The organism is Salinicola avicenniae, assembly GCF_023736115.1.
Classification (GTDB): Bacteria; Pseudomonadota; Gammaproteobacteria; order Pseudomonadales; family Halomonadaceae; genus Salinicola; species Salinicola avicenniae.
In genome coordinates this window covers 1-24,177 of the sequence record NZ_JAKQZC010000009.1, presented here as the reverse complement: position 1 = coordinate 24,177, position 24,177 = coordinate 1, and the positions used below count along the sequence as shown (strand labels likewise).

The 24,177-nt window shown below is 63.1% G+C and carries 18 protein-coding genes; 9 read left to right on the top strand and 9 right to left on the bottom strand.

All coding sequences use genetic code 11. From position 1 onward, the window contains the following. Positions 1–67: 67 nt before the first annotated feature. The 8 genes from tssH to MC381_RS18165 form a co-directional block, all read right to left on the bottom strand. Positions 68–2,737, bottom strand: coding sequence for a type VI secretion system ATPase TssH (gene tssH / locus MC381_RS18200; RefSeq protein WP_251979178.1), 2,670 nt, complete (start codon positions 2,735–2,737; stop codon positions 68–70). Further along, positions 2,734–3,810 (bottom strand): type VI secretion system baseplate subunit TssG, encoded by a 1,077-nt coding sequence (tssG, locus tag MC381_RS18195; RefSeq protein WP_251979177.1) that lies wholly within the window; start codon positions 3,808–3,810, stop codon positions 2,734–2,736. The genes tssH and tssG overlap by 4 nt, the downstream gene beginning before the upstream one ends. Then, complete coding sequence (tssF, locus tag MC381_RS18190) at positions 3,774–5,609, bottom strand: type VI secretion system baseplate subunit TssF (protein WP_251979176.1); 1,836 nt, start codon at positions 5,607–5,609, stop codon at positions 3,774–3,776. The genes tssG and tssF overlap by 37 nt, the downstream gene beginning before the upstream one ends. Next, positions 5,609–6,091, bottom strand: a complete 483-nt coding sequence (tssE, locus tag MC381_RS18185; protein ID WP_251979175.1) for a type VI secretion system baseplate subunit TssE — start codon at positions 6,089–6,091, stop codon at positions 5,609–5,611. The genes tssF and tssE overlap by 1 nt, the downstream gene beginning before the upstream one ends. 96 nt (positions 6,092–6,187) lie before the next feature. Continuing rightward, positions 6,188–7,687, bottom strand: a complete 1,500-nt coding sequence (gene tssC, locus MC381_RS18180; RefSeq protein ID WP_251979174.1) for a type VI secretion system contractile sheath large subunit — start codon at positions 7,685–7,687, stop codon at positions 6,188–6,190. 12 nt (positions 7,688–7,699) lie between these two features. After that, positions 7,700–8,233, bottom strand: a complete 534-nt coding sequence (gene tssB / locus MC381_RS18175) for a type VI secretion system contractile sheath small subunit (protein WP_251979173.1) — start codon at positions 8,231–8,233, stop codon at positions 7,700–7,702. A 54-nt stretch (positions 8,234–8,287) separates the two neighbouring features. Further along, positions 8,288–9,043: a hypothetical protein gene (locus MC381_RS18170; RefSeq protein WP_251979172.1), complete on the bottom strand. Its 756-nt coding sequence runs from the start codon at positions 9,041–9,043 to the stop codon at positions 8,288–8,290. Positions 9,044–9,378: 335 nt separating this feature from the next. Next, positions 9,379–9,882 carry a copper resistance protein NlpE N-terminal domain-containing protein gene (locus tag MC381_RS18165; protein WP_251979171.1) on the bottom strand — a complete coding sequence of 168 codons (504 nt, stop codon included), beginning with the start codon at positions 9,880–9,882 and terminating at the stop codon, positions 9,379–9,381. Between the two features lie 210 nt (positions 9,883–10,092). Between MC381_RS18165 and tssJ the strand changes: the two genes are divergently transcribed. From tssJ to MC381_RS18120, 9 genes are all read left to right on the top strand, one after another. After that, entirely contained in the window at positions 10,093–10,635 is a 543-nt protein-coding gene (gene tssJ, locus MC381_RS18160) for a type VI secretion system lipoprotein TssJ (protein WP_251979170.1), read from the top strand. 111 nt (positions 10,636–10,746) lie between these two features. Continuing rightward, positions 10,747–12,093 (top strand): type VI secretion system baseplate subunit TssK, encoded by a 1,347-nt coding sequence (tssK, locus tag MC381_RS18155; RefSeq protein WP_251979169.1) that lies wholly within the window; start codon positions 10,747–10,749, stop codon positions 12,091–12,093. Then, positions 12,090–12,797 (top strand): type IVB secretion system protein IcmH/DotU, encoded by a 708-nt coding sequence (icmH, locus tag MC381_RS18150; RefSeq protein ID WP_251979168.1) that lies wholly within the window; start codon positions 12,090–12,092, stop codon positions 12,795–12,797. Before tssK ends, icmH begins: the two co-directional genes overlap by 4 nt. A gap of 16 nt (positions 12,798–12,813) precedes the next feature. Continuing rightward, on the top strand, positions 12,814–16,830 hold the full coding sequence (locus tag MC381_RS18145; RefSeq protein ID WP_251979167.1) for a type VI secretion protein IcmF/TssM N-terminal domain-containing protein: 4,017 nt from the start codon (positions 12,814–12,816) through the stop codon (positions 16,828–16,830). A 23-nt stretch (positions 16,831–16,853) separates the two neighbouring features. After that, positions 16,854–17,774 (top strand): type VI secretion system-associated protein TagF, encoded by a 921-nt coding sequence (gene tagF, locus MC381_RS18140; protein ID WP_251979166.1) that lies wholly within the window; start codon positions 16,854–16,856, stop codon positions 17,772–17,774. Between the two features lie 47 nt (positions 17,775–17,821). Continuing rightward, positions 17,822–20,323 (top strand): type VI secretion system membrane subunit TssM, encoded by a 2,502-nt coding sequence (tssM, locus tag MC381_RS18135; protein WP_251979165.1) that lies wholly within the window; start codon positions 17,822–17,824, stop codon positions 20,321–20,323. A gap of 427 nt (positions 20,324–20,750) precedes the next feature. Further along, positions 20,751–21,281, top strand: coding sequence for an Hcp family type VI secretion system effector (locus MC381_RS18130; protein WP_251979164.1), 531 nt, complete (start codon positions 20,751–20,753; stop codon positions 21,279–21,281). A 218-nt stretch (positions 21,282–21,499) separates the two neighbouring features. After that, positions 21,500–22,621, top strand: coding sequence for a type VI secretion system protein TssA (tssA, locus tag MC381_RS18125; RefSeq protein WP_251979163.1), 1,122 nt, complete (start codon positions 21,500–21,502; stop codon positions 22,619–22,621). A 59-nt stretch (positions 22,622–22,680) separates the two neighbouring features. Beyond that, positions 22,681–23,775 (top strand): hypothetical protein, encoded by a 1,095-nt coding sequence (locus MC381_RS18120; RefSeq protein WP_251979162.1) that lies wholly within the window; start codon positions 22,681–22,683, stop codon positions 23,773–23,775. On the opposite strand, the gene MC381_RS18115 is transcribed toward MC381_RS18120, so the two are convergent. Beyond that, entirely contained in the window at positions 23,766–24,035 is a 270-nt protein-coding gene (locus tag MC381_RS18115; RefSeq protein WP_251979161.1) for a PAAR domain-containing protein, read from the bottom strand. The two genes, MC381_RS18120 and MC381_RS18115, sit on opposite strands and share 10 nt — an antisense overlap. Positions 24,036–24,177 lie beyond the last annotated feature (142 nt).

Sequence of the window (24,177 nt, the reverse complement as noted above, 5' to 3'; positions counted from 1 at the left end):
TCACGGAGTCCGCCATGACGCTTTTCCTCTCAGTCTCTTGCTTTTCCCGGTGCGCCTAGCGCACGCCTCATTGCAGGGCAAAGGCGAAGTCGCCTTGCTCGTCGAGGCTGACCGTCAGCTTCTCGATCGGCTCGCTGGCGGCCATGCGGTCCAGCACCTGGGCGGCAATGGTCGGCATCAGGCTGCCGGAAAGAATGTTGTCGACGTTGCGCGCGCCGCTGTCGCTGTCGGTGCAGCGTGCCGCGACCGCCTCGACGATCGCCGGGTCATACTCGAACTCGGCACCGTGGTTGGTTTCGAAGCGACGCTTGATGCGGTCGAGCTTGAGCCGGACGATGCGCTCGAGAATCTCGTTCTGCACCGGGTAGTAGGGCACGATGTTGAGACGGCCGAGGAAGGCGGGCTTGAACACGTCGTTCAACTGGTCGCGCAGGCTGTCGACGATCATCTCCGGGGCCGGTAGCGGGTCCGCGCCCAGGCACTGGTGCATGATGTCGTCGGTGCCGACGTTGGAGGTGAGCAGGATCACCGTGTTGCGGAAGTTGATCTCGCGACCTTCGCCATCATCGAGCACGCCCTTGTCGAAAACCTGGAAGAAGAGCTCCAGCACGTCCGGGTGGGCTTTCTCGACCTCGTCGAGCAGCACCACGCTGTAAGGCTTGCGGCGCACCGCTTCGGTGAGCACGCCGCCTTCGCCATAGCCGACGTAACCGGGGGGCGAGCCCTTGAGGCTGGAGACGGTGTGCGCCTCCTGGTATTCCGACATGTTGATGGTGATGACGTTACGCTCGCCGCCGTAGAGGGTATCGGCCAGCGAGAGGGCGGTTTCGGTCTTGCCCACGCCGCTGGGGCCGAGCAGCAGGAAGACGCCGATCGGTTTGTTGGGGTCTTCCATGCGCGCGCGAGAGATGGCGATGCGCTTGCCGATTTCGGCCAACGCATGATCCTGCCCCAGCACGCGTTCGCCGAGCAGCTCGGGCAGACGCTGCACCGTGGCGATCTCGTCGCGCATCATCTTGCCGAGCGGAATGCCGGTCCAGTTGGAGATGACTTCGGCGATGACGTTGCCGTCGACATGCCCGTGTACCAGCGAGTGCTCACCCTGAATATCAGCCAGTTCGCGTCGGGTCTCGCCGATCTGGCGGCTCAGGGCGTCGGCGTCGCCTGACTGCTCGCCGGCTTCGATCGCATCGCGCTCGGCCTCTTGGCCCTTGAGCCGTGTCACGATGGCCTGTTCCCGCGCCCAGCGTTCGCTCAGTTCGTCGATCTGGGCGCGGGTGGCGTCGAGCTGCTCGCGCAGGGCGGTCAGTGCCTCGGCATGGTCGGTGCCTTCGCGCTGCTCACGCTCGAGCACACCGATTTCTGCTTCCAGATTGTCGATACGGCGGTGGGCGTCTTCCAGCGCCGCGGGCTGCGAGGATTGCGCCAGCGCCACGCGGGCACAGGCGGTGTCGAGCACGCTGACGGCCTTGTCCGGCAGCTGGCGACCGGTGACGTAGCGGTGCGACAGGCGGACGGCCTGGACGATGGCATCGTCGAGAATCGTGACGTGATGGTGATCCTGCATGCGCTGGTTGAGGCCGCGCAGCATGGCGACCGCCACGGGTTCTTCCGGCTCTTCGACCTTGACCACTTGAAAGCGGCGAGCCAGCGCCGCGTCCTTCTCGAAGTACTTCTTGTACTCGGCCCAGGTGGTGGCGGCGATGGTGCGCAGTTCACCGCGGGCGAGTGCCGGCTTGAGCAGATTGGCCGCGTCGCCCTGGCCGGCCTGACCACCGCTGCCGATCAGGGTGTGTGCCTCATCGATGAACAGGATGATCGGGTGCAGGCTGCGCTTGGTCTCGTCGATCACGTTCTTGAGCCGGTTCTCGAACTCGCCCTTGACGCCGGCGCCGGCTTGCAGCAAGCCCAGGTCGAGCGTGCGCAGTTCGACCGGCTTGAGCGGCGGTGGTACGTCACCATTGACGATGCGCAGTGCGAGTCCTTCAACGACGGCGGTCTTGCCGACCCCGGCCTCGCCGGTGAGAATCGGGTTGTTCTGGCGCCGGCGGGTGAGGATATCGACCATCTGACGGACTTCCTCCTCGCGACCGAGGACGGGATCGATACGCCCGGCGCGGGCATTGCCGGTCAGGTCGATGGTGTACTGGTCGAGCGCCGGCGTCTTGGACTTGCCCGGCCGTTCTCCGGCGCTTGCCGCGTCAGCCTCGCCGCTACCGGACTGGCCGTTCTCGACAGGGCCATCCCCCAGCGGCCGCGCCTGCTGCCCCTCGCGGCTGCCGCCGATCAGGTCATTCAGATGCGCCTGCAGGTCGTCGACGTTGATCCGTTCGAGTTCGCGGGCGCCATCGACGATCACGCGGCGCAACTCGTCTTCCTTGAGCAGCGCCAACAGCAGGTGACCGCTACGGACCTGTGCCTCGCCGTTGTCGATCGAGGCCACCACCCAGGCGCGTTCGATCAGGCGCGTGATGCGCGGTGATAGCGCTGGCGTGCGGGTGTTGCCCGTCTTGAAGGTCGAGACCGTCTCTTCGAGCTGGCTGGCCAGGCGGTCGAGCGCCACGTCGTAATGGCGTGCGATACGCAGGATGTCGTTGTCGTCGCTGTCGAGCAGCTTGAGCAGCAGGTGTTCGATATCGACATCGTACTGACGCTCTGCCAGGCAGAGCGCCGCGGCGCCTTCCATGGCCTCGCGGCAGGGGTCGTTGAGCTTGTCGAAGAGGGATTTGAGACTCACGCCGTGGCTCCATCAAAGGGAATGTCGAAGAGTGCATGGCCGTCGTCGGCGGCCGGTCGACCGTCGGGTTTCAGCCAACCCACACGGCCGAGCGCGACGTTGCCGTCGCCTCCTAGCCGTGGGGTGGGGATTTCACCTCGATCGAGAATCAGCTCGATCTGGAAGTCGAGTTCGATGCCGGCATAGAAGCGCACCAGTTTGACCAGGCGGCGATACGCCGGCGTGCCGGGCAGCAGGCGACGGTACGCCGCCAGCGTCAACGGGCCGAAGCACAGACGGAAGGTGGACTGATAGTCGCGAATGCGGGTGCCGGCGATCGCGCTTTCGCCAAGTACGGCGTTGCGCTGACCCAGCCGGGTGTATTGGTCGGCCTCGAGGCGGATCCAGCGCCCGGCAAAGGAGGTCACGCGGCACGGCTCGCCGAAGGTGTATTCGAGCATGGCCTGCAGGTTGCCGGCATTGCGCGGGCGCTGGGTCCAGAGACCGGAAAACCAGCTGAACAGGTCGCGCGACAGGGGCGCCGGGTCGTCCTCGCGTTCGAGTCGCTGACGCTGGGTGACCGGGCTGAATCCCACCAGATGCAGCAGCCAGTTCTCGAAGTCGGCGCTACCTTTGCGCTCGTATTCGATATGAAAGCGGTATTTCTGCCACGCCTCGTAGAACAGCGCCGTCATGCGGTGCGAGAAGAAGTCCATGAAGGCATGGGCTGCGTCGTCTCGCTTCTCGATATGCCGGTTGATCAGCAGCTCGGTATAGGGGCGGGGCAGTACGCCGGAGGGGCCGACCAGCCCCATGAAGGTCACCTGGATCTCGCTCAGCGGCTCGTCATTGGCAGAGCGAACCTTGTCATCCTCGAAGCGCAGGTCGCTGATTTCGCTGGGCGGAAAGTTGAGCGACAGCAGCGAACGGAACCGCAGCGGGTCCTCGTGCGGACGATTCTCCGGATCGATACGTCCACTGCGGCTGTAGTGCAGCCTGAGCAGCCGCACCAGCTGAAAGAAGCCGAAGCGCCAGGGCTCGGCTCGCGCCTGGTCGATCAGACCAGGGGCTGAGTACCGGTTCTCGGCGACCATTGGGCGACTCGTTGTTCGCGCTGGCGGGAGCGCAGGGTGAGTTGAGTGAAACTGTTGAGGCTGCAGTACTGGCCGAAGAAATGGTCGAGCACCATGCCGAACAGGAAGATGCCGGCACCGGTGAACTGGCTCTCGTCCAGCGTCAACGCGATCTCCGTGCCGCGCACGAAGGCGGGGCGGGGGTGGCCGATCCGGGTCATGGTGGGCTGGCTGGCGATCTCGTCGATCCCGTTGATCTGCTTGCGGATGGCCGAGGCTTCCCGATAGTTGTAGAGCGAGAGCAGTTCCATCAGCGCTTCGCGGCCGTCTGAGACCAGCGACATATGGTTGAGTGACAGATGCGACACCAACCGCCAGATGACGCCCTTGCCCATTGGCGGACGCACCGGCGCGGTCGGTTTACGCAGGCAGCGAATCTGCTGCATGACTTGCTCGCGCTCCAGCGTGAAGTCGCCTTGCGGGTGGCCGAAGGTCATCAATTGGGGCAGGTCGCGATTACTGCAGGTCAGCTTCAGGCTCAGGGTGTCGCTACTGCCGTCGAGCAGCTCGAGTTCGCGGTCGACCAGGCGCAGGCGCATCTCGGTGCCCGGATCTCGGGCGTTGTCAGACGCGACGCGGCGAGCGATCCAGTAGCTCTGGCGTGCCTGCTTGTCGCTGTCGCGGGGCTCGAAGAAGGGCAGACAGGGGGAGACCTCGTCCCGGGTCGGCGTGCGAATGACCCGGGTGACCTCGTCGATCGAGACGATCTCCGTCGAGCGGGCGTGGCGCACGTCGGGGACGACCGGATACTCGTGACGGGTGTGTGTCAGCTTGATCGGCTCGGCCTGCTGCGGGAACAGGTTGACCACCGGTGTACAGCCCAGACGGAAGTTGTGACGGCCCAGCGTCTGTGCCAGGCGTGCCAGCCGCTCCTGCTGGTCGTAGTCGCGAAATAGGAAGTGCAGCTGTATCTGCGTGACCGGTCGGCCGGCAAGCGGGCGGCCGAGGCCGTTCAGGTCGAAGAAGAGAAACTTCTCGGGGAAGGTGAAGTACTCGTGGAGTAGCCGGTAGCCGAGGAAGGAGCGTTCGGAGTAGTCGATCAGACCCTCATCCGGTTCGAAGCCGACCGGCGTGATTGCCTCCGCCGGTAGGGCGATTTCACGCGTTTGCCCCCCCTCGACGAAACTCACCGAAACACGAGCGACATTGTTGAACAGCAGCTCGTAGAGCGGGTGCATCAGGCTGCCTTCGCCATCGAGGAAGAAGCGCAGACGGTCGAGTTCCAGCTTGCCGAAATCGGTGTTGCCCAGGCTCTTCAGGGAGAGCGTCAGCTTGGCCACGTGGTCGGTACCGTGGCGGCTGAACGAGGAGCGCTCGAGGCGCGTCATTGCGGCATCGGTCAGCGTGATCGGCCAGACGTCGACCGGATAGCAGGTGCGGAAACGACAGAAGGCGTCCTCCACCGGGCGCGAGTGCAGCGCGGTATGCCGCGGCAGGTGATAGCGCTCGGTCAGCGAGGTCTGCGGGCCGGGATCGAATTCGGCGATGGAGAGCGCCGGCGTCGGACGCAGATAGTGCGGGTAGAGCACGTCGAGGAAGGCTTCGACGATCTCCGGGAAATCGTCATCGAGCTTCTTGTGTACGCGGGCGCTGAGAAACGCGAACGACTCGATCATGCGCTCGGCGTGTGGATCCTCGCAGTAGTCGCCCTCCAGCAGCAGTCGGGAGGCGATCTTGGGATAGCGTTGAGCGAACTCCTGCCCCAGAAAGCGCAGGTGCGAGAGTTCCTTCTCGTAGTACGGCAGCAGGTCGTCGAGCATCAGATCAGGTTCTGCACCTTGTATTGGCGGGTATTCACTTGCAGTACGGCATCGAAGGCGACGCGCTGGCTGGCTTCGCTGAGCGACAGCACGGCTTCGATGCGGAACTGCAGGATGCGGTCGTGGGTGTCCTGATTGAGCAGCTGTACGCGCACGCTACTGAAGCGCTTGTCGCCGTGCTCGATCGTGCGTTCCAGCTGGCGCTGTATGAGGCGCCGGTCCTCGCTGCTGCGCACGCCGCGACTGATGAAGTCGGGCAGGCCATAGTCGAGCACGCTGCCCTGAAGCGCCGGCCACGGGTCCAGCTCGCCGGCGACCAGCTCGCGGCGCGTGTTGACCAGCAGTTCCAGGTCGCGCACCACGGACTGGCGGTAGGCTGCCAGCGAGCAGCGATGTCCGGGCTGTGCCTCGCTCGAATGCTGCGGCTCGTCGTCCAGCAGCCGATCGAGCAGGGTCGGGACCATCTGCAGAGATTCGCTCATGTCGGATCCAGATCAGTGGATGAAGCGGGCGCGAGAGGCGGCGTTGCCGCCTCTCGCGCACCGGCGCTGGGTCAGCTCGGAGGCTGCGTCGTCGTATCAGGAGCCGCGAGTCGATTCCGGCAGCTCAGAGACCAGGCGCAGCGAGGCGGTCAGCTCGTCGAGCTGATAGTGCGGTCGCAGGAAGGTCACGGCCTTGTAGGCACCGGGCTTGCCGGGCACCTCGGCAACCTCGACGCGGGCTTCACGCAGCGGATATTGGGCCTTGGCTTCCTGGCCGGCGTTGTCGTCCAGCAACACGTACTGCGACAGCCACTCGTTGAGGTAGTCCTCGACATTCTGGCGCGAGGCGAAGCTGCCGACCTTGTCGCGCATGATCGCTTTCATGAAGTGCGCGATACGCGACGTGGCGAAGATGTACTGCAGCTGCGAGGAGAGGCGCGCGTTGGCATTGGCCACATCGGTGTTGTACTGCTTCGGCAGCTGCGCCGACTGGGTGCCGAAGAACGCCGCATAGTCGGTGCCCTTGCAATGCACCAGCGGAATGAAGCCCAGGTCGGAAAGCTCTTTCTCGCGACGGTCGGTGATCGAGATTTCGGTGGGGCACTTGAGGGCCACTTCGCCATCGTCGGTCTGGAACGTATGGGTCGGCAGATCCTCGACCAGGCCGCCACCCTCGACCCCGCGAATGGCCACGCACCAGCCGTACTTGGAGAAGGCATCGGTAACGCGGGCACCCATGGTGTAGGCGGCGTTCATCCACAGATACTTGTTGTGGTCGCGACCGTCGACGCTCTCGGTGAAGTTGAACTCCTCGACCGGCGTGGTGTCCTCGCCGTAGGGCAGGCGGCCCAGCACGTGGGGCAGCGTGAGGCCGACATAACGGGCATCTTCCGAGTTGCGGAAGGACTTCCACTTGGCGTATTCGACGGTGTCGAAGATCTTCGACAGGTCTCGCGGGCCGGTCATGTCAGTGAAGGAGTCCCAGCCGAACAGCTCCGGCGAGGCTGAGGAGATGAACGGCGCGTGGGCGGCGGCGGCGACATGGGACACCTGCTCGAGCAGATACATGTCCTGCGGATGACGGCCGAACTCGTAGTCGCCGATCAGCATGCCGTAGGGGGCGCCACCGAAGGTGCCGTACTCTTCCTCGTAGACCTTCTTGAACAGCGCGCTCTGGTCGAACTCGGAGGCCGATTTCAGATCCTTGACCAGGTCCTTCTTGGAGGCATTCAACATGTGGATTTTCATGTTGGTGCTGGTCTCGGACTGGTCGGTCAGGTACTTGAGGCCGCGCCAGGAGGCTTCCAGTTGCTGGAACTCGCTGGCGTGCATGATCTCGTTCAGCTGATCGGAGAGCAGCGAGTCGATCTCGGCAATGCGTGAATCGAGCACGGCGATCAGGTCCTTGCTCGGCGTCACTTCGCCTTCCAGCACCTGATGCACGAGTTCATCGATCAGGTCGCGCGTTCGGGTGCGCTCGGTCTCGGAGCGGGCGACACGGCTCTCCGAGATGATGCTATCGAGCAGCGACGTCTCCGGGGCGAAGACTTCCTGCGTTTCCGTGGTTGACTGATTGTCGGTCTGATTCTCGGCCATGGAAGACTCCTGTTATTCCTTTTCGTCCTGCGGTTTGGCGGCGGCTTCACGGCCGAGTTCTTCGCCAAGCGTCTTGAGCTTCTCGGTGTTTTGCAGCACGTCCATCAGCAGCTCTTCTAGCTTGTCGTTGCCGCCCATCTTGTTGCGCAGATCGGCCAGCTTGTTGCGCACATCGAGCAGCTTGCGCAGGGGCTCGACCTGGCGTACCACCTCCTGCGGCTCGAAGTCCTCCATGCCCTTGAAGTTGAGCTCCACCGGCAGCTGCGAGCCGTCGTTGGCCAGCGTGTTGTCGACGCGGTAACTCAGGCGCGGCTTGACGCCCTTCATCACGCTGTCGAAGTTGTCGCGGTCGATGCTGACGAACTTGCGATCCTTGAGGCGGGGGAGCGGCTCGAGCGGGTTGCCGGAATAGTCGCCCAGCACGCCGACCACGAACGGCAGTTCCTTCTTCTCGATGCTGTCGCCGATCTCCACGTCGTAGGTCAGATGGACGCGCGGCGCCCGCACGCGGGAGAGCTTGTGTTGGGTACTTTCGTTCTTGGCCATAAAGTCATCCTCTCTCGTGATGGCGAGGTCGTGGTGGATTCAATCGGTAGGCGGTCATGCCGAGGGCACGTCCTGAAGCGCCACTTCGAGTCGGCGGCGCAGGTCATCCTGCATGTCGGCGATTGCCGCGTCGGAGATCAGCTCCTCGAAAGAGCGGCTGCCCGAGATCTCCGTGCTGTGTCGAATGACCGCTTCATCGGGCAGCGTGGCCTCGATCGGAGAGCTGATGACACAGAAGGGCAGCTCACCAAAGTCATCCAGCTGCTGGAAGCTGACCGGAAAGCGAAGCCCCTTGAACAGGCGACCGAGCCCGCCGGCACGACTGAAGCAGTGGAACAGCATCAGGTAGTGAACGACGAAGCGGTGCAGTTCCGAGCCGCTGCGATTGGGGTCGCGTACGACCTGACGGAAGCGGCTCAGGTCAAACGAGCTGTAGCCAACAACCCAGCGCACCGGGCTTGTCACGCGCACGCTGTTGCCGTTCTCGAGCGTGAAGTCGTACTCCAGCGGAAACAGCTCCGGCGTCGAGTTGATGATGTTGAGCGGCACCTCGAGCTCATTCATGAGCTGAAAAGGCTTTGCGGCCGCGTGCTTGTCGAACAGCGTCCGGAACTCCTTGAAGTGATGCTGTGTCTCGCGGCCACTGCCCCGAGGTGCGCCCTGGAGATACTCGCCGAAGAGCGGCTGTGGGCGGACCAGTGGCGATAGCGTGGTCAGATAGTCCGATGCCTGCGCCTTGAGCAGGTCCGAAATCGCTCGGGTCTGCTTGCGCGAGCGAATGAAGCTTTCTACATCGAATGGCTGCGTCATGGTCGATATCTGCCCTGGCCTGACTGGTTGCCGCTCACCTACGTTCCACGAGCGTTCGGTGGTGATCCGGAGACTGTCGTGATCGCCCGGGTTGTCTTCTGGCGTTATCACATCGACAACGAAGTGACGACGGCGTTATTACGTTATCGCGCGGCCGGTCGTGCGGGTCGGCGGTGACAATAGGCCCTATTAAACACTCGGCCAGCAGCGACGTCCAAGTTGTGAAAACACATGTATCTATATGTATCCAATGGCGCTGCGACATTGCTTATTAATTGTGTAGGCGATCTCTTACAAAAGGCCTTTTACCACAATTGGCATCGAGCGCTGTTCGATCACTGCGCCGCTTGTCGACTTTCGTTACTTTCGCTGCCATTGGCACCGGCCGACAAATCCGGAATCCGCGGTTGCAAAAATACCGCCTCCCCGTCGTGGTTTGTCATGGGGGTTCCCTGTTGCCCCAAAGGCTGCAGCGCGCCATCGGTTTGCGGGGTGTACAGCCTGGCCGAGCCGACTTCCGGCCTCAGGACATACAGGTTGCGGCCGAAGTCGATCACATCCTGCTCGCGTGACCACTGGCCCCAGCTGGTGTTGACGCGTTGCCCGCCGGGCGCGTCGATGCGCTGTTCGTGGAGATAGAATCCCTGTGGCGCTCCCGTGATGGCATCCCGCTTGATGATCAGGTCGGTATCGATGCCCTGACAATCCGGGCAGGGCAGCGTGCCCGTGAAGCGCTCTGTCGCCTTGACGTAATGGACGGGTTCCTGCGGTCCGGACGCACAAGCCGCTAATAGTAGGCTGGCAACCACCGGCAATGCTTTAAAACTTTGTGCCTTCATGTAGTTTTTCCAATCATTTGGTAACGTAATGTAATCTGGTGAGGGAATGTTAATTCTTCGGCTTATTATAACGGTTAAATCTGGTAAGGTGATCCCGCTTTTGAGATCCGGATGTATAAAAATCTGACGGAGTCAAAGCTTTATTAGGGGTTAATGATTAAAATTTTTCCGAATCGGCAAACGGAAACAACGACGAGTTAAAAGGCGGCGATGGCGGCACTACGCGTAGTGGGGATAACGCTGTTATTGATGACGATTGCAGGCTGCGGCGTGGCAGATCGTGTCGGTAACCGGTTCGGCGATACCTGGGCCGGGGAGCTGTTCGGCAACCAGGAGCGGGTTCGCGTCACGGTAGAGAGCGACGCCGCTCTCAACCCGGACGTGGAGGGGGAGCCGCTCTCCGTGGTGCTGCGTATTTACCAGTTGAGCGAGCTGGCGCCATTCGCCACGGCTTCGCCGCGCCAGCTCTGGAGTGACGGCAACGCCGTGCTGGGCGAATCGCAGCTGTCTCACCGTGAGCTGACGTTGCTGCCGGCCGAGCGCAAGGTCGATCAGGCCGCGCTCGAGCCGCAGGCACAGTACGTGGGTGTGGCTGCCTTTTTCCGTCGCGCCGGGGGCGAGGCGTGGCGCGTCGCCTTTTCTGCCGACGAGTTGAGAAATGACGGGCTGCTGGGCGCCTCCGAGGGCGTGATGCTGAAGCTCGCGGGCGACACGATCGAAGTCGAGCGGGGTGACAACCTGCTGAGCCGATGAGCGGGCGGCGAGTCAGACGTTCGGCGGCAACGGTTTTGCAGGTCAGGCACTCGTACGGGCGTCGAGACGACGCGTCGATGACACCGGGTTGACGAGGGACAGGGCAGGGACGTGAGCAAACAGAATCGCATCATGTGGTCCGAAGGGATGTTCCTTCTGCCGCAACACTTTCAGTATCAGGACGAATTTCATCAGCGCCAGCTGGCGCAGGCGCGCCAGGCGGCGGGCCCCTTCTCTTGGGGCGTGCAGGCGCTGGCCGTGGACGAGAGTGCGCTCGAGCAGGGCACGCTTCGACTGACGCGCCTGAAGCTAGTGTTTCCGGACGGTACGCTGGTCGATGCGCCGCAGCACGACCCCCTGCCGCCGGGGCGTAGTCTCGACGAGCTGGCGCGCAATGGCGAAGTCCGAATCCACGCCGCGCTGCGTCACGTCGAGCCTTGGTCTCCCAGCTATCTGGACCAGGATGCGCCGCGCCACGGCGGTCGACGTTTTGTGCAGCGATTCGAGACGCGTCCCGATCTCAACGAAGGTTCGATCGAGAACGAGTTGGGCACGCTGGAGCTCAATGTCACGCTGCTGATGGAAGGCGACAGCCTGGATGGCTATACCCACTGTCCCATCGCACTGCTCAAGCGTAACGCGGCCGGCGGTTTCAGCCTGGAAGGCGAGCGTTTCATGCCGCCCTCGCTGCATCTCGACAGCAGCGGGCTGCCGCTGGCGATCGCCAACCGGCTGATCGGCATGCTGCAGGCGCGAAGCGAGGCGCTGGCCGGTCGGCGGCGCGAGCGAGCCGATCAGGTCGCGGAGTTCGGTTCCAGCGATGTCACCCTGTTCTGGCTGCTTTACACGATCAATCGTGCCTATCCGCAGCTGGCGCACCTGATGGCACACCCCCGACTGCATCCGGAGACGCTCTACCGCTTCCTGGCGGAGTTTGCCGCCAGCCTGATCACCTTCTCGATGTCGCACAAGCTCGGTGACATCCCGGATTACGACCATCGCGACCCGGCGGCATCGCTGCTGCAGCTCGAACAGATCGCCCGCGAGCTACTCGAGATCGTCGTGCCCAACCAGTACGTGCCGATTCCGCTCGAGCAGACACGCCCCTCGTACTACGTCGGGCGTCTCAACGATGCGCGGCTCAAGGATGCCGACTTCTATATCAGCGTCCATGCCGATATGCCGGGGGCGCAGATTCTCGAGCTGGTGCCGCGTGCCTTCAAGGTCGGGTCGCCGGAAGAGATCGAGGTGGTCGTCAATACCGCCATGCCGGGCGGCACCCTGACGCATGCCACACGCCTGCCCAGTGCCATCCCCGCGCGACTGGACAACCACTACTTCGCACTGGAACCGCAGGGCGCCGTCTACGAGCGGATGATGGAGGCGCAGGCGATCGCCTTCTATGTGCCCAGCGGATTCAAGAACCTCAGAATTGAATTGATGGCGGTAATGAAATGACCGAAGCGCTTGCTCATCCCTCCGATTCCGCCGACCCGCGCACGCTGAAAACGCTGTCGCGGGATTTCATCTCGATGGTGCTGATGGTGCGCCGAGGCCAGCAGGCGGAGAGCGTCGAACGTTTCCTCGAGCGGGTCGATCAGTGGCTGCGCGATTTCGAGGAGAAGGCGCGGGCCGAAAACTACAGCGCGGAGGCCGTCAAGGACGCCCAGTATGCGTTGTGCGCGTTTCTCGACGAAAGCGTATTGAAGGGTGGCGTCGGCAATATCCGCGAGCATATCGAGCTGCACCCGTTTCAGTATCGCTACTTCGGCGTTCATCTGGCCGGCGAGGGTTTCTACGACCGGCTCGATAGCCTGAGAGGCGACGTTCGCGGCAACCTCGACGTGCTCGAGGTGTACCACCTCTGTCTGGCACTCGGCTTCGAAGGCAAATACAGCCTCGAGAATCGCGATCAGCTGCGCTATATCGCCAACACGCTGGGGCAGGATATCGCCCGCTACCGTGGGGCGCGAAGCGACAGTCGCGATAGCTGGAAGCTTCCCGATCAGGTGGGCCAGCTGTTGCGCTACGAGATACCGCTTTGGGTCTACCTGCTGGGGATCCTCGTGATCTGTCTGGTCGTCTACGGGGGGCTCAGCTGGTGGCTGGGCAGTGAGGCCGATGCGCTGATCGATCAGATCCAGCAGTTGTTCAACTCCTGACAGGGCGAGCGATTCCATGCGTTTTCTCCGTTTTCTCCGCTCGCTGAAAGGATTCTGGCCGCTATCGATCGTGTTGTGGCTTTTGGGTCTGGCGCTGTGCGTGGTCGCGCTGCCGCTGTTGACGGCTGAGCGTGAAGTGATCTTCATCGCCATGGCGCTGGTCACGGCGCTATGGCTGCTCGTGGTGGTGATGCGCCAATACCACCGGATTCGCGCCGAGCGAAATATCGAGAATCTGGTCGAGCTCGAGGTCCATCGCGAGGCGGCCGAGAGTGAGCCTGGCGACTATCAGGTATTGAGCGAGCGACTCAAGCACGCCATGTCGATGCAACGGGCGGCACGGTCGGTCGATGGGGGCAAGGCCTCGCTGCTGGAGCTGCCCTGGTATCTGGTCATCGGGCTGGCGGCTTCCGGCAAGACCTCGTTGCTGACGCGCTCGTCCCTGTCCGCGACGATGGCGGGAGGGAGCAATCTTTCCGCCGTCAGCGGTACGCAGCACTGCGACTGGTATTTCAGCCGCGAAGCCGTGATGGTCGATACCGCGGGCCGTTATCTCGTCGAGGACCGGCCCGCGAGCGAGTTCGCCGATTTTCTCAAAACGTTGCGTAAGCAGCGACGCAAGCCCGCCATCAACGGTCTGGTGCTGGTCGTCAGCTTGCCCGAACTGCTGGAGCAGTCGCGTCAGGACGCGCACGCGCTGGCCGAAAAGCTGGTCGCCCGCGTGGCCGAATATCGTGCCTGCCTGGGAGTCAATCCGCCTGTCTATCTGTTCTTTAGCAAGGCCGATATGCTCCCCGGTTTCACCCGGACCTTCGAAGGGCTGGACGCGAGCGAGCGCCAGCGCCCCTGGGGCCTGACCTTTTCGCTCGACGAGCTGCGTCACACTGGCCTGACATCGGCTTTTCAGGGACGCTTCCCCTCCCTGGTAGGTGAGCTCCGGGAGCGGGTGGACCGTCGCGTACTGGAGGAGGGGAGTGACGCCGATAGCGAGCTGCTGCGGTTCCCTGATTACTTCGCCGAACTTGGCAGTGTGCTGAGCGATTTCCTCGAACAGTTCGACAGTCGTCATAGCACCGTACAGGCGCCGGTGCTGCGCGGACTTTACTTTACCAGCGCGCTGCAGAGCGGCGACTCGTTGCCGCCGCTGCTGGACGAACAGACGCGTGAGCACTTTGCGCTGGCACCTGCCAATACGGTGGAGGCGGCGGCGCCAGTCGGTGAGAAAAGCTACTTCATCACCGATACCTTCCGCGAAGTGATCTTCGCCGACCGCAACCTGAGCCTCTATTACTCGCGCCACGGTGAGCGCCGTTCGCTGCCCGGTGCCATGATCGGTGGCGTCGCCCTGCTGGGAATCGCGGCCATCGCGGCGCAGGGGTGGTCGACCTGGAACAATCAGCAGTGGCTCAATCACATTGAGCAGTCGCTGGCGGACACCACCGCGGGACAGTCGTCGCTGGCGAGCCTTTCCAGCGAACAGCGACTGGCACTGCTGGACACGTTGGAGTCGCAGCTGGCGGCCATCGAGCGGCATGACGAAGCCGGGGTGCCGCTCAAGCTCGACCTCGGGCTGTATCAGGGGGAAACGCTGCGCGAGCCGCTGAAGCAGGCTTGGGCGGCGCTGTTCACGCGGGAAGTGCTCGAACCGCTGCAATATCGTCTGGCGCGTCAGCTGCGCTCGCTCGACGCGCTGGCGGCCGACCCGGCATCGCTCGATACCGAGTCGGCGGGCCAGGCCGGTGAACCGGCTCGTGATGATAACAACAGGTCGGGGGGCGAGCGTGCAGCGGCGGAGAGTGCCGACGAGATCGGCTCGCGCGGCGAGGCGATTGGGCGCGATGCGATGGCGCGCATGCGCGAGCGCTCGACGTCGCGACCGACGCTGGGCGGCATTCCGACCAGCGCCTCCGAACTCGGCAGTCGAGCCCGCGGCGAGCTGCGTTCTCGTACGACCGACAGCGCCCGCGATGCTTGGTATTCGGCGCGCAGCAACGCCGAAACGGATCTCGAGCAGGGTCTGCGCAACCGAACCGGTGAATTGGGCAGCGCCGTTGGCGATGCGGGCGCGCAAGGCGAGGCTAACGCGGCGCTCTCCGGCGAGGCCGGTCCCTCTCTCTCCGAAGCGATGCTGACCCGCCTGAGCCAGGCCGACGTGGAGAAGCTGATCGAAAGCTACTCGGCGCTGAAGCTCTATCTGGTGCTGACCGATCCGCAGGCCCATGCCGATCAGGGCGATTTCGTCGCCTCCGCGCTGCCCAGGCTATGGGCGGACGAGGCGCAGGCGCGTGGTCAGGACATTTCACGCCAGAGCATCGTCGACAATGCGGCGCTCTACGTGCACTACCTGCAGTCCGGTCAGGCGCCGGCGCTGGTCCGCAACGATGCGCTGGTCGCCAGCAGTCGCGATAGCCTCAATGCGTTCCTGATCGACTCCAGTCTCGTCGACCGGGAGTACCTGCGCTATCAGCTCGAGGTCGAGGAGCGCTTCGAGCCGCTGACGCTGTCGCGCATGGCGCCCGAGATGCGGGGACGGCTGCTCTACTCGAGTCGAGCGGTGCCGGCCTTCTATACCCGCGAGGTATGGGAACAGTATCTGCGCCCAGCGATTATCGAGACCGTTTCCGGTGATCTGCGGCGCGAATCCGACTGGGTGCTCGACGACGAAAACATGGACGATGCGGTGCAGTCGAAAGCACGCTTCGTCAGCCAGTTGATGGCGCGCTACAAGCGCGATTACGCGGTAGCGTGGGAGCGCTTCCTGAGCAATACCCATGTGTCGAACTTCGAGACGCTCGATCAGGCCAGCGAGCGCCTTGCCTTGCTCAGTGACCTGCAGGCGTCGCCGCTGCGCCGCATTCTGGAGAGTGCGCGGGACAATACCGGGTGGGACTCTCCGAATGCCCGCGAGGGCGAGGGAGGTGAAGACGGCCAGGCGCAGGATCGTAGCTTCTGGAACCGGGTGATGAGCGTCTTCAGTGGCCATGGCGGCAGCGCCGACAGCGTCAATCTATCCGGATTGCCGCGGATCAACGACGGCTTGCTGGCGCGTCATTTCCGCCCGGTCAGCCGCATGCTCTCGGCCGACGAGGCCACCGGCAGCGATAACTCGATTCTCAACCAGTACCTGCTCGATCTGCGCCAGCTGAAGGTGAAGGTCGACAACGTCCGCAGCGCCCAGGATGTCGGTCGCAGCAGCAAGACGCTGATCACGGAGACGCTCTCGGGGCAGCCGACGGCGATCAATGGCCTGCGCAACTTCATTGCGTCGCGTGTGGCCACCTCCGGTACCCCGCTGGTTCAGGCGCTTGAGCCGCTGTTCAGCACGCCGGTGGAGGATACCTGGCTGGCGCTCAACGAGCCGGCCCGGGATCAGCTGAATGCGGCCTGGGACGATCAGATCGTGACGCCGTGGGGGCAGATGGTCGCCGGGCGCTATCCGGTTACCGACTCGGTCAACGAAGCCTCCGTGCGCGACCTGGAGTACTTCATCGATCCGGAGGCCGGTGCGCTTTCCCGTTTCCGTGACCAGGAGATCGGCGACCTCGCGGGCTCCTCGAGCGGTCAGCGTTCCGACATGGTCGATCCGCGCATGCTAAGCACCATCGACGATGCAACCGAGCTCGGTCGGGTCATCGACAGCCTGTCGGACCTGCGCAACGGCTTCGAGCTACAGATGAATCCGACCGCCGGGCTAACCGACATCATTCTGACGGTCGACGGTCAGCGCCTGCATTACCGCAACAACAGCCAGTCCTGGGAGCGACTGACCTGGCCGGGCGATGGTGAAGCCTTCGGCGCACGCATGGATATCATCAACCGGGAAGGGCAGCGCCACACCGTGTTCGACTATCCGAGCCGCTGGGGCTTCCTGCGCATGATCGACAGCGCTCACATCACCTCGGTCGATGAGGCACGGCAGCGTTTCAGCTGGCGCACCTACCTGGGTACGGTCAGCTTCGACGTGCGCAACTTCGGTGGTGTGAAGATCTCCGATCTGCAGCGCGTCAAGTCGCTCCAGATACCGGAGATGTAAGGCTTATGAACGAGGGGGGCAGCATGATTGGCTGCTTTGGCAAGATTCCCACGAAAGCAGATTTCGTGGGGGTCAACGCTGCCGGCGAAGTGATCCAGGAGCTCGACCAATGGTTGCAGAATGGCCTGGTGCGGTTTCTCGACCGCGAGGATTGGAAGTCGCGCTTCGATGCGCTGCCGATCTGCTTCTTCGACTATCACTCGCGCAATGGCAGCGATGTGATGGGCGCGATGATCAGTTCGGTGGATGCCTCGGGACGGCGTTATCCGTTCTTCGTCTTTCAGCTGCTGAAAGCGGAAGGGGGGGCTTCCGTGCTGCCGTTTCTGCACACCCTGAGCGAAGTCTTTGCCGGTCAGGCCAGACGGATCCTCACCGATTCGGTACACGGCGCGTCGCCGATCGATCCGCTGCCGGCGATCGAGGAGTTACGCCGCTGGAGCGAACACGATATCGCGCTCTATGCGCAAATCCATCAGCGATTTTTGCGGGACTACAGCTTCGACGACATTGCCAGGTCTCTGCATTGGGGTTGGCCGGAGTTCGTTCCCGGGGCGTGTCTGCACCGCCTTCACTATGCGATGACGCAGTGGCGCGGCGGCAGCACGCTGGCCGTCTTGCTGCCGCTACCGGCGGAGCGAGGGCTGAAGCGCCCGGTCGCCGACCTTTGGCAACAATGGGTGGGGGCCGCCTGCCCGTCCGGCACGCCGGTGATGAGCCTGCTGATCGACGACTTCATGCGCCCGCGTCTGCTGTTGATGCCAGGACGGCGGAGCGCCGAGCAGTTCTTCGAAGCGCTTTCCAATCCGGACGACCGGGCGCTCTGCATCGACGTGCTGGCGCCCTTCAGCGAAAGCGAAGCGCACCCGGGCACGCTGGCGCTGCCGGATACCCGATCGAGTCTGGCCGATTTCATGGCCCGTTTTCCACACGCCGATGCGTCCTGAATTCTTCGGACAGTGTCTAGGCCGGCAAGCTTGAGCAGGTTGCATCGATGAAACGTTTCAAATTCGCCTATCTGAAGTACGCCTTCTTCAAGTATCAACCCTACATTCTGGGGTTGGCCTTCTTCGCCGCGATCTTTCTGATCTGGTGGCTCGGCGTTGCCCTGGGTTACTCGTCGCTGGCGAGCCTGCTGACCGGGATCGTCGTGTTCCTGCTGGTCTCGGCGTTTTATGTACTGCTGCTCTATCGCGGGGTGGGCCAGAAGCGCAATCTCGAGGCGTTGCTACTGGATGATGCCGATGCAGCGGTGCTCGATGCCAGCCCGCAGGATCGCGAGGAGGTCAGCCTGCTGCGTGAGCGCCTGCTCAAGACGATCGAGCGTCTCAAGCAGAGCGGGAACGGTAAGGGGCGCCAAGGCAAGGACGCGCTCTATGCCCTGCCGTGGTACATGATCGTCGGCCAGCCGGCGGCGGGCAAAAGCACCATGGTGTACCAGTCGGGGCTCAACTTCCCGTTTGCCGAGCGCGAGAATGCCCGCGTCGCCGGCATGGGCGGCACGCGCCATTGCGATTGGTTCTTCAGCTCGGATGCCATTCTGCTCGATACCGCCGGGCGCTACATGAATAGTGAAGAGGAGGCCGGCAAGTGGAAGGCCTTCTTGGGGTTGCTCAAGCAGCACCGTCGGCGGTGCCCGCTCAACGGTTTGATTGTCGCGGTCAATATCAGCGATGTGATCCAGGCCGGCGACAACGAACGCAACCAGTTGGCGCGGCGCCTGCGCGAACGTATTCAGGAGGCGCGTGACCAGCTCGAGTCCCGCCTGCCGATCTATCTCGTCTTTACCAAATGCGATCTGATCGAGGGTTTCACCACCTTCTATGATCGTCTGGATCCGCAGCGCCACGAGTCGGTACTGGGCCACACTTTTCCGTACCAGCAGCCGGCCAATGTCGACTGGGGGGAGCGGTTCCGAAGCGAGCTGTCGGTGCTCTGCCGTCACTGGCTGCAGGTCGGGGATGACGAGATCGTCCAGCGCGATGTGGCGGATACGCGGCGGGACGTGGCCGCGTTTCGATTCCCGCTGGAGCTCGATGCGTTGCGCGAGCCGCTGGCACGCTTCGTCGAGGCGTTGACCAACAGCAATCCCTATCAGAGCGCGCCGTTGCTGCGCGGCTTCTACTTTGTCAGCGCGCTGCAGGAAGGCGGCACGATCGAAGGCACGCACGCGCGCCGGGTGGGGCGTCATTTCGCCCTCGCCGCGTCGCCGGGCGGCCAGGGGGAGAGCACCAGCCGTTCTTTCTTTATCGCCGATCTCTTTCGCCAGGTCATCATTCCCGACCAGCACCTGGCCGGGCTCTACTCGAGCGATAGTCGCGGGCGGCGGCGCAAGCTGGGCTGGATACTGGCGACCGCCGCGGTGGGGGCGCTGGCTTGTGGTCTCTGGATCACCTCGGCGGTGCGTAACCACGCAGAGCTGACATCGATGTCGACGGCGCTCGACGAATCCCTGGCGCCCGCCGATGGGGCGGGCGGTGGCGCTGTCGGCGGGTACGCCGACTGGGCGAGTCTCGATACCCTGCGCGAGTGGGGCGAACGCTACTACCAGCGCCATCACGGCGACGGGGTGCCGTGGTCGATGGGCTGGGGGCTCTATCGTGGCTATCAGGTCGAATCCGCCACGCGCGAGCGTTACTTCGACCGGCTGCAGACGGTGATGCTCGAACCGGTGGAGTCCAACCTGACCCGCTCGCTCTATACCCTGACGACGATCGATGTCTATCGCCGTAACACCGAAACGCTGCGTGCCGTCGATGGGCCGGCGTCTGTCGCGCCATTCGCCCGCCCCGCCGACAACAGCGCCAATGCGCTGGCGACCTTCGGGCGGGCAACGCTGGATACCTATCTGATGATGTCCGATGTCGCGCGCGACGATATCGATTCTGACGCGCTGCGTGCCCAGCTCCCGGCGTTCTGGTATCCGGATATCGAACAGCGTACAGGCCGGGCGATCGACCAGGGCGGCGAGGACTATCGGCTCGCCGGGCGTCAGGTCGATTTCTACAGCGCACAGATTCACGAGCCGGACGTGCCCCGCCTGACCTCCAACGCGTTTCTGGTCTCCAGCAGTCGAAACTATATCGACAGCCTGCTTGAGCAGACGCTGACGCGCTCCGAAACCATCGTACTGGAGTCCGACACGCTGTTTGCCTTCGGGCGCGGAGACTATTCAGGGCTGCAACAGGCGGGGCAGCGTGAGCTCGATGCATTGGCTGAACGACTGCTCAATACTGAGGACCTGGGGCAGATTCTGATCACCGGGCATGCGGACCAGATCGGTAATGCCCAGGCGAACCAGCGGCTTTCTCTGCAGCGCGCGATGACGATTCGCCAGTATCTGGTTGGCAAGGGTGTGCCGGCGGGCCTGATCGAGGCCAAGGGGGCGGGGAGTGAACGCCCGCTGGTGACGTGTGAACGCGACCAGCCGCGCGCCGCCTTGATCGAGTGTCTCGCCCCCAATCGCCGGGTCGAGATCGAAGTTAGAAAGCAGTAGGAGAGGGGAATTCCTGTTAACCCGGAACGTTTATTTGTAACTTTTTTTGTTCACTGTATTTAAATGTATACATTGTCTTTAAAGTTAAACCGGGTTGGATATAATCCGGAGGGTTGGCAGGCTTTTCGATGAAAAGGAGAGGAAAAAGAGCAGGTTCATGGATTAATTGGCTTGTAGGATAATTGCCATTATTGACGTGAGACTTCTCTCATCTCTCCGGTTTATCGATAATTTTCCGAATCTAATGGCTGAGTTTCTGCCTTGATGGTTTTGGAAAAGGCCTTAATTTCAAACACTAAGGTGGTTTCTAATATCGTTGCTGATTTTTGTCGGCAGCGATTACCTCATAAGCCGATATGGGTGAGGCACCTGCGTGGTGGCCACGAAATCGGCTTTTTCAAGCGAGAAAACAGGAGAGTGGAGCGACATGGCTTTTGATGCATATCTCAAAATCGACGGCATTCCCGGTGAGAGCCTGGACGACAAACACCCGGACTGGATCGAGCTGAAAAGCTTCGACTTCGGTGCCAGCCAAGCGACTTCCGCCACGGCGAGCTCTTCCGGTGGCGCCTCTGCGGAGCGAGTCAATCTGAGCGAGTTCCGCATTCGTAAATTTGTCGACAAGGCGTCCGCCAAGCTGTTCGAGTCCTGCTGCAAGGGTCAGCACATCAAGGAAGTCGTGCTGCACGTCAACCGTGCCGGTGGCGACAAGGTGCGCTACATGGAGATCAAGCTCGAGGAAGTGATCGTATCTTCCACCGAGATGGAAGGCACTTCCGCATCGACCGGATTCGAGCAGGACGATAGCGAAGATCGTCATGACCTGCCGTACGAGACCGTCAAGTTCAACTACGCGCGGATCAAGATCACCTACACCCAGCAGAAGCGTTCCGATGGCCAGGGTGGCGGCAACGTCGCCGGCGGCTGGGACCGCACGCGCAACAAGGTCTACGCCTGATTGTGCTGCCGCCCCCTTCAGGGGGCGGCTCGACGGCATGGCCGCGCTCCGCAGCCTCGGGAGGGCGGCCATGTCGTTATTGAAGGGTGGCTATCGCGTTGTTTCACCCGGTTGAGCGATCCCGGATACCGATCGGTCGCTTGCCCCGGTGAGCCAATGCCATCGCGTCGAGACTACGCCGGGTCTCGCGCGATGCGTCTGAATACGAGGTCCACGAGATGGAACAACTGGGCGAACTCTCGATCGATGCGCTGCTGGCGCCTATCGACGGCGGTAGCCATGGTCCGAGCGGCGAGGACATGACGTTCTCGCTGCTGTTCGATGAGATCAAGGAGGCGCGCCGTGCCGACCCCAGCTATCTGCCGCAGGGGGAGTGGCAGACCGAACTCAAGCAGTCCGACTGGGGCGAGGTCATCAAACTCAGCAGCGAGGCACTGGCGGAGCAGAGCAAGGATCTGCAGCTCGCCGCCTGGTTGACGGAAGGGCTGACGCACCGGGAAGGATTCGACGGGACGCGCTTCGGGCTGACGCTGGTGGCGCGCCTTGTCGATGACTACTGGGAGTCACTCTACCCGGAGCTCGATGAAGAGGATCTCGACGAACGCGCCGCGCGTTTGAGCTGGCTGGGCGACACGCTGGTCAACGTGGTGCGCTCGCTGCCGCTGGTCGACGGCGAAGGCTATAGCCTTGCCGACTACGACGAATCCCGCCAGGTGGAAAATCAGGCACGCAACGATCCCGATGCGATGGAGCGGGCGCTGGCGGAAGGCAAAATCAACGACGAAATCTTCCAGCGTTCCGTGGTACTGAGCAGCACCGAGTTTCTGCAGACCCGCCACGCGGCCATCGCCGCATCGCTGGTGGCACTCGGAGAGCTGGACGCGATCTGCGATCAGCGCTTCGGCCGCGAGTCGCCGGGCTTCTCCACCCTGGAGAAGGTTTTCGTCCAGTGCCGGGACCTGACCGAGAAGCTGCTGCGCGAACGCGGTGCCGGCGTCGGGATTGCCAAGGAAGCCGAAGCGGTCGCGGAAACGCAAAAGGAAGCCGCCGGGCGCGTCGAACCCAGCGTGACCGCGCCAGCATCGGCGCCTGGCGCGCCCGGTGGCGAGCTGCGTACGCGTCCCGAAAGCCGCGACGAAGCCTTCGAAATGCTCAACAACGTGGCCCGCTACTTCAAGGAGCGCGAACCGCACAGCCCGGTGCCGTATCTCATCGAGCGCGCGGTCAAGTGGGGTCGCATGCCGCTCGAGGAGTGGCTCAAGGACGTGATCAAGGATCACGGCGTCATCGATAACATTCGCGACACCCTGGGGACTCAGTCCCGGGATGATGATTACTGACCATGTCTCGAGCCTCGATATTTGATCGGCTTCACCAACGGTTACCGGCGGCGCCCGCAGTGCCGGAGCCTGTGGCGGCGCGCAGTGACTACGACTCCCACCGGCTTCGACTGGTCGATGGTGTGGCGCTGACGCCTGCGGGCTTCGTCGCCCCTGGCTCGCTTCCCGACCCCCATACTCCCCAGCTATCCACCTCGCTGCACGGGGCGGATGGCTTCCGCCTACTGGTCCATGAAGTGGCCGAGGTGGCCCCGGTTCGTCTGTCCCGCCTGGCAAGGCTGGAAGCGAAGGCGCTGCGGTTGCACGAGCTGCTGCAGACGATCGTGATCGAAGCCTTGATGATGCTCGAGGCGCTGCCCGAAGACGCCAGTTTCGATGTGCTGCTGTCGGCGCCGCTGCGGTCTCGCGAGGCCGCAGATCTGTTGCAGTCACAGCTACGCCAGGCCATTGAGGAAACGCAGTACGGTGAGGCGTTGGGGGATATTTATCAGCAGGCGCCGAGGCCGGACCCGCACGATTCGCTGTCGGTCGGGGAGCACGGCGGCATGCCCTGGGTGCTCTGGTTCAGCGTGGACTCGTTGCTCAATGCAGAAGACGTTAACGCGCTCGAGCGTGGCCGGCGATTGGGGCAGAGCACCCGAGGCGCAGGACTCTATCCGGGAGAGGCGGTCTCGGCGCTACTGATTCAACGACTGCTGCCGGAGGAAACGGCCGCTGCTCCGGGCTGGTTGCTGGGCCGTGCAACCACGCAGGAACACGCGGCACGTGCCGGGCAGCGGGAGCGCGACCGACGTCGAGCATTGCAGACGCTGCTGGCGCAGGCTTGGCCCGTCGGGGATGACAACACCCAGCAGGAGACGCCGACACGCATGGTGGTCGATGCGCTCGGCTTGCCCGGGCGGGCGGTGGAAGTCGGTGGTGCGCTGGTCGAGCACTGGCCGGAGCTCGACATGATCGAGGACGGTCTCGGCATCGATCAGTTCTGCGGGTGGCCGGGGGGCGCGGTCAATGCCTTGGCATGGGTGCTGCTCATGGCGTCGCTGCAGCCATCCGAGCACGGGGTCGTGCTCGGTATCGAGCCGGAAACCACGACGCGAGTCTGGTCGTTGCTGGCCTGCGCCGAGGCGACAGCGCAGGCCGGCAGTCATTCGTGACCGCTATCCGCGTTATGAGAAGAGATCAGGGTGGCGCCACAGGCCGTCTTGTGGCCATGAAGGGCAACCGGCTTGCCGTTGATCTTCATGGTGGGGTGGCCTTCGACGATGGCCGTGGTGCTGCCATGACCATCCTTGGGGCAGGTTACCTGGTCGCCAAGACAGGCTACCGGCTTACCGTCGATCAGGTAATTGCTCTGTGCGGTGATGACTTTGCCGCCATGGCTGGTGGCGTCGCCGAGTACAACGATCCCTTTCATCGTTCCGGGCTTCCTGGCGTGGGTGAGAGGGGAGCCCGATCAGTCGGGCTCATCAACGAGCGTTAATTTAGCCACCGACCCGGCAGCGGTACAAGCGGCGGGTCGGTCGGCAGGGGAGATGCAACAATGGCGGAACTCACTC

Coding starts and splice junctions, on each gene's coding strand:
- tagF (WP_251979166.1), top strand. CDS start 16,854: ATGATTGGCTGCTTTGGCAAGATTCCCACGAAAGCAGATTTCGTGGGG.
- tssA (WP_251979163.1), top strand. CDS start 21,500: ATGGAACAACTGGGCGAACTCTCGATCGATGCGCTGCTGGCGCCTATC.
- tssB (WP_251979173.1), bottom strand. CDS start 8,233: ATGGCCAAGAACGAAAGTACCCAACACAAGCTCTCCCGCGTGCGGGCG.
- MC381_RS18130 (WP_251979164.1), top strand. CDS start 20,751: ATGGCTTTTGATGCATATCTCAAAATCGACGGCATTCCCGGTGAGAGC.
- tssG (WP_251979177.1), bottom strand. CDS start 3,810: ATGGTCGCCGAGAACCGGTACTCAGCCCCTGGTCTGATCGACCAGGCG.
- tssC (WP_251979174.1), bottom strand. CDS start 7,687: ATGGCCGAGAATCAGACCGACAATCAGTCAACCACGGAAACGCAGGAA.
- tssE (WP_251979175.1), bottom strand. CDS start 6,091: ATGAGCGAATCTCTGCAGATGGTCCCGACCCTGCTCGATCGGCTGCTG.
- MC381_RS18170 (WP_251979172.1), bottom strand. CDS start 9,043: ATGACGCAGCCATTCGATGTAGAAAGCTTCATTCGCTCGCGCAAGCAG.
- MC381_RS18115 (WP_251979161.1), bottom strand. CDS start 24,035: ATGAAAGGGATCGTTGTACTCGGCGACGCCACCAGCCATGGCGGCAAA.
- MC381_RS18145 (WP_251979167.1), top strand. CDS start 12,814: ATGCGTTTTCTCCGTTTTCTCCGCTCGCTGAAAGGATTCTGGCCGCTA.
- tssJ (WP_251979170.1), top strand. CDS start 10,093: ATGGCGGCACTACGCGTAGTGGGGATAACGCTGTTATTGATGACGATT.
- icmH (WP_251979168.1), top strand. CDS start 12,090: ATGACCGAAGCGCTTGCTCATCCCTCCGATTCCGCCGACCCGCGCACG.
- tssF (WP_251979176.1), bottom strand. CDS start 5,609: ATGCTCGACGACCTGCTGCCGTACTACGAGAAGGAACTCTCGCACCTG.
- MC381_RS18165 (WP_251979171.1), bottom strand. CDS start 9,882: ATGAAGGCACAAAGTTTTAAAGCATTGCCGGTGGTTGCCAGCCTACTA.
- tssM (WP_251979165.1), top strand. CDS start 17,822: ATGAAACGTTTCAAATTCGCCTATCTGAAGTACGCCTTCTTCAAGTAT.